We start from the raw sequence: 7,555 nt of genomic DNA on the forward strand, positions 1-7,555 counted from the left end.
GATCAGGACTATGTCGCTGGTACGAAACACGTGCTCACCTCTCTCCCGGCCGTTCGACGGCGGGAAGCTTTGGAAGGCCGAAAATCGAAAAATCGCCCGCACGCGCCGGGGCATCTGTGCGGATCGCAGCGCGCAGCCTGGCCGAGCGCGCTCGCGGGTTGGCCGCTATCTCGGCCTCCCCCGGCGTCACGCCGCCGCCAGCTTTACGGAAAGTCGCGGCGCGCTGCGGCGCGTCGGGCATGTGTCGCGAGCCGCTGGCGGCTTCGGAACGGTCGGCGATGAAGCGCTTGACGATACGGTCTTCCAGGGAATGGAAGGTCACCACGGCAAGTCGGCCGCCGGGCTTCAGCGCCCGCTCGGCCGCCAGCAGCGCCCTTGCAAGCTCGCCAAGCTCGTCATTGACGAAGATGCGCAACGCCTGGAAGACGCGCGTGGCCGGATGGATCCTGTCCTTGGGTCCGCGTCCGATATGCGTTTCGATGGCGTCGGCGAGATCGAGCGTGCGCTCGAACAGTCTCTTCTCGCGCCGGCTCTCGATCATGCGTGCGATGCGGCCGGCATGGCGCTCCTCGCCGAGAAAGCCGAAGATGCGGGCAAGATCGCCGGCCTTGAAGGTGTTGACGACGTCGGCGGCGGAAAGCCCCGACTGCGCCATGCGCATGTCGAGCGGCCCATCGGCGCGAAAGGAAAAGCCGCGCTCCGCCTGGTCGAACTGCATGGAGGAAACACCGATGTCGAGCACCACGCCGTCGGCGCCCTCGACATGTTCGTCCAGCGTCGAGAACGGCGCCTGGACAAGCCTCAGCCGGCCGCCGGCCTGCCGCTCCAGCGCCTTGCCCGCCGCGATTGCGTCCGGGTCGCGGTCGATGGCAATGACGGAGGCGCCGCGATCGAGGATGGCGCTGGTGTAGCCGCCGGCACCGAATGTCCCGTCGACGATCGTCTCGCCGGCCTGCGGCGCAAGCGCGTCGAGCACCTCGGCAAGGAGGACCGGAATGTGGCGGGCCGGTCCGCCAACGGCGTGAGGATCATCGCCGTGGCCAGCCATCATTCCGATCGCTCCCCGGGCTTCGTCCCCTGCCGAAGCTGCAAAAGCCTGGCGCGCGCCTGCGCCCCATAGGCGGAAAGCCGTCCCGGCTCCCATATCTGAAAGAAATTGCCGCGGCCGACAAAGGCCACCTCGTTCGAGATGCCCGTATGCTCGCGGATGAAGTCGCTCATGGTGATGCGGCCATCCTGATCGAGCTTCAGGAACGTCCCGTCGCCATGGCAGAAGAACGACATATCGTCCGCCGTCTGCAGAAAGGGATCCTCCAGCGCGATCCGCTGCTCGTAGCGGTCGAGCAGGTCGAGTCCGCCGACATCCATGGCCGGCAGGTCCAGGCAGCGCAGCGCGTAAAGCTCCGAATAGCCGCGTTTCTGAACCACCGCACGGAAATGCGCCGGAACGGAGACCCGCCCCTTCGCATCGATCCTGTTTACCGCGTTTGACAGAAATCGGTCCAATGAACGCTACAGCCGCTTCCGCCGCCGCACCCCTTCCCATGTTGTTCTCCGCGCCCTCGCCGCACTTGCGGCAAATCGCTTCATTCACCGGGGCGAAAACCGGCAAACGCGCAGCCGCCGCGGCTGCCCGATTGGCGTACGCTTCACCCTGACGCGGAACGAAAGCTTGATGATGTGAACGGGATATCATGGGGTACTATGGGCGTCAACGGGAACAGGCATCACAAACACGCACATCACAACCACAAAGCGCAGGCTGAAGGCACGTCTCGTCTTTATCGTCCATTAAGCCTAACGAAGCGTTTAGAGCCCTCTGGCCCAAAAGGACGCTGCTTGCCGCAAACAGCCGGCACGCATAGCGTCTCTGGCAATTTCTATTCAGCCGAAGGGATGAAGCCTGATGTCCGAGAAAGCGAAGTCCCGCGCCGCGGCGCTTGCCCATTTGCGCAGCCGCGATTTCGCCAAGGGCGACCCGATTCCGCTGCCGCTGACCATGGCATCGATCTTCCACACGCCGGGCGCAGAGGTCGGCTTCGATCAGTATGGCCGCTACGACAATCCGACCTGGCGCGCCGTCGAGCACGCGCTTGGCCACCTCGAAGGCGCGCAATGCGTCGCCTTCCCGTCCGGAATGGGCGCAATCTCGTCGGTGTTTTTCGCGCTGCTGAAAGCAGGCGACCGCGTGCTTCTGCCGTCAGACGGCTATCACGCCACGCGCGCCATGGCCGAGCGCTTTCTCAATCCCCTCGGCCTTGCCTGCGACACCAGGCCGACGCCAACCTTCCTCGACGGCGGCTTCGATGGTTACCGGCTGGTTTTTGCCGAGACGCCGTCCAATCCCCGGCTGGACATCTGCGATATCACGGCGGTGGCCGAAGCCGTTCACAGGCAGGACGGGCTGCTGGTCGTCGACAACACGACGATGACGCCCTTCGGCCAGCGTCCGCTCGACCTCGGCGCCGACATCGTCGTCTCCGCCGACACCAAGGCGGTGAACGGTCATTCCGATGTGCTCTTCGGCCATGTCGCGAGCCGCGATGCCGACATCATCGCCAAGGTGACCGACTGGCGCAGCCTGGTCGGCGGCATCCCCGGTCCCTTCGAGGCCTGGCTTGTGCATCGCGGGCTGGAAACGCTGGAGGTGCGTTTCGACCGGATGTGTTCCTCGGCCGAAACGATCGCAATGAAGATGAGAACCCATCGCGCGGTCAGCGGCCTGCGCTATCCCGGCCTCGAGGGCGATGCCTCGCACAATCTGGCTCGCGCCCAGATGGATCGCTTCGGCTTCCTGATCTCGTTCGAACTGGCCTCGGAACAGAAGGCCGAGGCGTTCATCGACAATTGCGCGCTGATTGAATCGGCGACTTCCTTCGGTGGCGTGCACACCTCGGCCGAACGGCGCTCGAAGCGCGGCGACGCCGTGCCGCCCGGCTTCGTGCGCCTGTCGATCGGCTGCGAGCCGGTCGAGGAGCTTTGGCAGGCGATCGAGGCGTCGTTGGACAAAGTCGCCAGTTGAGCGGACAACGACACGCATCAAAACAAAGACTTAAGCGCGTCGCCTGAATCAGTTTCAACGCGACGCGCTTTAGGGTCCCATATCCTCTGTCTCGATCCTTCGCCGGCCATGCAACACGCGCAGGATTTCGATCGCATCGTCGCCAATTCGATAGAACGTAAGGTACTCCCCGACGACAAGGTGGCGAATGCCCGGCAGGATGTCGTCGCGCGGTGCGCCTGATCGGGGATGGAGGGTTAGCAAGTCCCATCGCCGCTGAAGAGTTTCCACAAAGCGGATTGCGGCATTAGGATTGTAGGCGGCGATATAGTCGCCGATAGCTTCGAGGTCGACCAGTGCCTGTGGAAGCAGGCGGTACTTCACTCGTCAGCGCCTTTGGCTTCCGCCATCTTCGAATATCTGGCGCGCAATCGCTCCATTAAGGGGGGACCGTCCAGCGCCGGTCCGCTATCGATCCCCTCCTGCACCAATTCCCGCAACTCCTCCACGGTGTAGCCGAGCAGGTCGCGGCGCTCCTTCCACTGCCTGAGCGCATCGCGGATCACCTCGCTCGCGGAAGCATATTCGCCCGCGGCGACCACATCGTCGACTGCCTGCGCCAGTTCCGGCGAAAGCGTGATGCTACGTTTATCGACCTGGCCCATGACGTGCTCCTGTCCTTTCTTGGAAGGTACGATTTAATCGCACCGGCTTCAAGAACACGTTTGGCAGCATTGGGAGGTTGTATTGCAGGACCCTTGAATCAGAAGACCCGCTCATCGGCGTAACCTTCTGATCCCGTTCAGCTATCGTTACGAGAAAAAATGCCAGCTGGCCTGTAAGCCGGGTTCTGTATGGCCCTCGCCTTGCGACGAGAACGTGGCGGCCATTCATCTCGGGCGCATGTTGCCATGCGCCTCACGCAACCAACCCGGACGGTGGGCCGGAAACAGCCCTCGAAGGTTTCCCCTCGCACCGCCCCTATTCGGTTTTGCTCCCGGTGGGGTTTGCCCTGCCGCTCCTGTTGCCAGTCGCGCGGTGGGCTCTTACCCCACCCTTTCACCCTTGCCGCGGCAATGCCGCGGCGGTTTGCTTTCTGTGGCACTTTCCCTGGGGTCGCCCCCGCCGGCCGTTAGCCGGCACCGTGTCTCCATGGAGCCCGGACTTTCCTCACCCGCAACCTTTCGGCTCCCGCGGGTGCGGCCGCCCGGCCAGCTGGCAAGCGCGTATAAAGGGATTCCCGGCTGAAAACGCAAACGAAAAAGCGCCTCGCCCCAAATGCGCGGCGGTTTGGGGCAACGACGTGGATAAAGCGCGCGTTGCCCAAATCCGCCGCGCTGCATAGCGTCAGGCCGGCGAGCCCAGCGCCACCATCTGCACCTTCACCTTGCTGCAATAGGCGGCGGAGACCGGGTTCATCCGCGTCGCTCCGTGGCCGGCATTGTATTTCAGGATCGTGCCGCAGGTGGTGCCGCCGCCAAGGTCCCGCGCCATGGCGAGATACTTCATGCCGTATTTGATGTTGGTGTCGGGATCGAACAATCCCTTGGCCGAACCCGTATAACCCATCATGCGGGCCGTCGCCGGCTTGATCTGCATCAGGCCGATCTCGCCGGCGCCGCCGACCATGTTCGGCCGATAGTTGCTTTCGATCTTGATGACGGCCTTGGCTAGCGACACCGGCACGCCATAGCTCGCGGCATAGCGGGCGATGATCGCCGAATACTGGCCTTCGCCGGCGGCAGCGGGCGTCGCCACGGCGATCTTGCCGGGTTGAATCGAGGCCGTCGTGGTGAGATCGACAGCCTTTCTGCCGCGCTTGGCGCGTTTGGCCGTCGATTTTGTCACCCGCGTTGCGACGGCCTTCTGAACCCTTGCTGGAGCAGCCCGCGCGGTTTTTGCCGTCTTGGTGCTCGAGGCTGCCTTTGGCGTTACGGCTGCAAGGCCGTTGTCCGCCCTGGGGCTCAGCGGGGCACTGTTGGCCTGGTTGAAGGCAAAACTTATCACTCCGGCAGCAACGGCTGCCGCTACAACGGTCAATTTTTGCATGTAGTCCTGTTCTGTTAGAGCTGCACGAAGAACTTCGCACAGTTAGGTCAACTCAACATCGGGTGCCTTGGGGGGATAGACGCCCGACAACTTGCGGAAGGGGCATTTGCAGGCGGAATTGGCGGCAATGAAGGCGGCGCAATTCACTTTGAGTGACAGATTGTAATTTAAGGATCCCGACGCGACTTTTTGACGGGAGTTGCCTTTACGGAAGCCAGGAGCCTCTGCAGTGTGCGGATCGTCGAATTGTCCGCCACGCCGTCGACCAGCCGCCGGCGGAAATGTAACTGGAAGGCCGCCACCACGATTTCCGTCTGCCGGTCATAGTCACCCGATATCTCGACACCGTAGCCATAGAGCGCCAGCATCGCTTGCAGTGCTTCAACGTCGGCGCCCGCATCGCCGGCCTTCAGTGCAGCGCCCGCCTTTATCGGCGCCGCCGCCACGAGATGTCCGATACCGGCCGCGAACAGTGCCTTCCAGGGGAATTTCTCGCCCGGATCGACCTTGCGGCCCGGTGCCACGTCCGAATGGGCGAGCACCCTTGCCGCGGGAATGGAATGGCGTTCCGCGATACCCGCGCACAACTCGATCACGGCGCCGATCTGCCGCCGCGGGAAGGCCTTGTAGCCCAGCGTGTGCCCGGGATTGACGATCTCGATGCCGACCGAGCAGGAGTTGATGTCGGTTCGCCCGAGCCAGGAACTCTTGCCGGCATGCCAGGCGCGATCGCTCTCGCGCACCATTTGCACGACACGGCCGTCCTCATGAACGAGGTAATGCGAAGACACCTCGCTCGCCGGGTCGCACAGCCACGCCTCGGCGCCGGCGCCGCTTGCCATACCGGTATAGTGCAGCACGATCATGTCGGGCCGAAGCGTCTCGCGGCGCGGGCCGAAATTGGGCGAGACCCGAACCTCCGCCTCTGGATGGTCGGGCAGAAAACCGCTCATGCGTGCCTGAGGCCCCGCTCGATCATCTCATAGGCGGCGTTGATCGCGGCGACCCTGGTCGTGGCGATCTTGATGAATTCCTGCGGCAAGCCGCGCGCGATCAGCCGGTCGGGATGATTGTCCGAGATCAGCTTGCGATAGCGTTTCCTGATCTCCTCGAACGGCCTGCCCCGGTCGATCCCCAGGACGACATAGGGATCGGCGGCGCCAAGATCGACGTGCCTGGACAGGATCGCCTCGTAATGCGCCTCGTCGATCTGAAAAATCTCCGCGATCCGATGCAGGAATTGCCCTTCCTGCTCGTGGATGAGGCCATCCGCCTTGGCGATGTGGAACAACCCGTCGAGTATGTCTTCCAGCATCATGCAGTTTGCATGGCCGGAGCCGCAAAGCTGCGCCATGCGCTGGGCATAGGTCTCGAATCCGGCGACATCCTGCTTGGCGATATCGTAAAGCCGCGCCACGTTGCGTGTCTCGCTCGGCGGCACCTCGAAGATTTCCTGGAAGGCGCGCACCTCGTCCTGGGTGACGATGCCGTCTGCCTTGGCCATCTTGGCGGAGAGCGCGATCATGGCCACCGAGAAGGCAACGCGCCGGCGCAGGTCCGGATCGCCGGAAAACACGGTACGCACGGCTTCGACGACATCCGCGACGCCCGAGGACGCCGATGACGAAACACGAGCGATGAAGTCGCCAAGGCGGTCCCAAATCGACATGCCGGCTTCATAGAGCGAACCGGGCGGTTCTATCAAGCCTGGACAATGCCGCAGGTGATGGGCGACCTTCGGGATCGGTGGAGCAAAAAGGAAGGCCGGCATTGCCGGCCTTCCTTGAATTTATATGGTCGGATCTTACTGCGCAGGCGCGGCAGGAGCCGGGTTTGTTGCCGGAGCCGGTTCAGCGGGCTTCGAAGCGTCGGGCGAAGCAGGCTTCATCGGCTGCTCGTTGGCCGGCGGATTGGTGCTCTGGGTGGTGGTATTGTCGGTGCCACTGTCGCTGCAAGCCGCGACCCCCAGCAGGGCGAGCGCCGAAACAGACGCCAAGATGAGCTTCTTCATGGTATGTCTCCTTCAACAGACGCTCACGTTTCGGTGAGCGGTCGCAGGGGAAATGCATCAGCAGGCTCGACGGTTTCGTAACGTTGCATTTCGATATGTAACATCAACTTGCAATTGCTGGCGGGGAAATCCCGAACTAACAGAACATGCGCACGAAGACATGAGTGGACAAGCAGAATGCCGGCAGCCGCGGAAACACGGAGATGGGATTTTTGGATCGACCGCGGCGGCACCTTCACCGACATCATCGGCCGTGATCCGCACGGCCGGCTGCACCCTCGAAAACTCCTGTCCGAGAATCCCGAGGCTTATGCGGACGCAGCCATCCAGGGCATCCGCGACCTGTTGGGTCTGAAGGCCGGCGCCGCCATTTCCGCCGACGCGATCGGCGACGTCAAAATGGGCACCACCGTTGCCACCAATGCGCTGCTCGAGCGCAAGGGCGACCGTGTGCTGCTGCTCATCAGCAAGGGTTTTCGCGACGCTTTGCGCAT

Annotated in this window: 10 protein-coding genes and 1 other RNA gene; 2 read left to right on the forward strand and 9 right to left on the reverse strand. The window is 63.1% G+C overall.

The features are described from left to right. Positions 1-34 precede the first annotated feature (34 nt). Entirely contained in the window at positions 35-1,051 is a 1,017-nt protein-coding gene (gene rsmH, locus EOA28_RS18035) for a 16S rRNA (cytosine(1402)-N(4))-methyltransferase RsmH (RefSeq protein ID WP_128315117.1), read from the reverse strand. Further along, the gene (gene mraZ / locus EOA28_RS18040) at positions 1,048-1,506 is read right to left on the reverse strand and encodes a division/cell wall cluster transcriptional repressor MraZ (RefSeq protein ID WP_127250282.1); all 459 of its coding nucleotides are present in this window, start codon (positions 1,504-1,506) and stop codon (positions 1,048-1,050) included. Before mraZ ends, rsmH begins: the two co-directional genes overlap by 4 nt. Before the next feature lie 400 nt (positions 1,507-1,906). Between mraZ and EOA28_RS18045 the strand changes: the two genes are divergently transcribed. After that, positions 1,907-3,022, forward strand: coding sequence for a cystathionine gamma-lyase (locus EOA28_RS18045; RefSeq protein ID WP_127250281.1), 1,116 nt, complete (start codon positions 1,907-1,909; stop codon positions 3,020-3,022). Between the two features lie 69 nt (positions 3,023-3,091). Here the strand turns inward: EOA28_RS18045 and EOA28_RS18050 are convergent, their stop codons facing one another. The 7 genes from EOA28_RS18050 to EOA28_RS18080 all read right to left on the reverse strand — a co-directional run bounded on the left by EOA28_RS18050 (position 3,092) and on the right by EOA28_RS18080 (position 7,061). Further along, positions 3,092-3,385, reverse strand: coding sequence for a type II toxin-antitoxin system RelE/ParE family toxin (locus EOA28_RS18050; protein WP_127250280.1), 294 nt, complete (start codon positions 3,383-3,385; stop codon positions 3,092-3,094). Further along, entirely contained in the window at positions 3,382-3,666 is a 285-nt protein-coding gene (locus EOA28_RS18055; protein ID WP_126060079.1) for a type II toxin-antitoxin system ParD family antitoxin, read from the reverse strand. The genes EOA28_RS18050 and EOA28_RS18055 overlap by 4 nt, the downstream gene beginning before the upstream one ends. Positions 3,667-3,824: 158 nt before the next feature. Then, an RNA gene (gene rnpB, locus EOA28_RS18060) (RNase P RNA component class A) lies at positions 3,825-4,220 on the reverse strand. A 128-nt stretch (positions 4,221-4,348) separates the two neighbouring features. Further along, on the reverse strand, positions 4,349-5,050 hold the full coding sequence (locus tag EOA28_RS18065) for a transglycosylase SLT domain-containing protein (protein WP_127250279.1): 702 nt from the start codon (positions 5,048-5,050) through the stop codon (positions 4,349-4,351). 167 nt (positions 5,051-5,217) lie between these two features. Beyond that, a complete protein-coding gene (locus tag EOA28_RS18070; RefSeq protein ID WP_127250278.1) occupies positions 5,218-6,003 on the reverse strand; it encodes an N-acetylmuramoyl-L-alanine amidase in 786 nt (261 codons plus the stop codon). After that, on the reverse strand, positions 6,000-6,719 hold the full coding sequence (locus EOA28_RS18075) for a DnaJ family molecular chaperone (protein WP_127250306.1): 720 nt from the start codon (positions 6,717-6,719) through the stop codon (positions 6,000-6,002). Before EOA28_RS18075 ends, EOA28_RS18070 begins: the two co-directional genes overlap by 4 nt. 135 nt (positions 6,720-6,854) lie before the next feature. Then, the gene (locus EOA28_RS18080) at positions 6,855-7,061 is read right to left on the reverse strand and encodes a hypothetical protein (RefSeq protein ID WP_082056158.1); all 207 of its coding nucleotides are present in this window, start codon (positions 7,059-7,061) and stop codon (positions 6,855-6,857) included. Positions 7,062-7,238: 177 nt separating this feature from the next. Here EOA28_RS18080 and EOA28_RS18085 point away from each other — a divergent pair. Continuing rightward, positions 7,239-7,555, forward strand: a 317-nt coding sequence (locus tag EOA28_RS18085) for a hydantoinase/oxoprolinase N-terminal domain-containing protein (protein ID WP_148670749.1), incomplete at its 3' end; no start/stop codon positions are given.

The sequence above is a fragment of the Mesorhizobium sp. M2A.F.Ca.ET.067.02.1.1 genome (assembly GCF_004023285.1).
Lineage (GTDB): Bacteria > Pseudomonadota > Alphaproteobacteria > Rhizobiales > Rhizobiaceae > Mesorhizobium.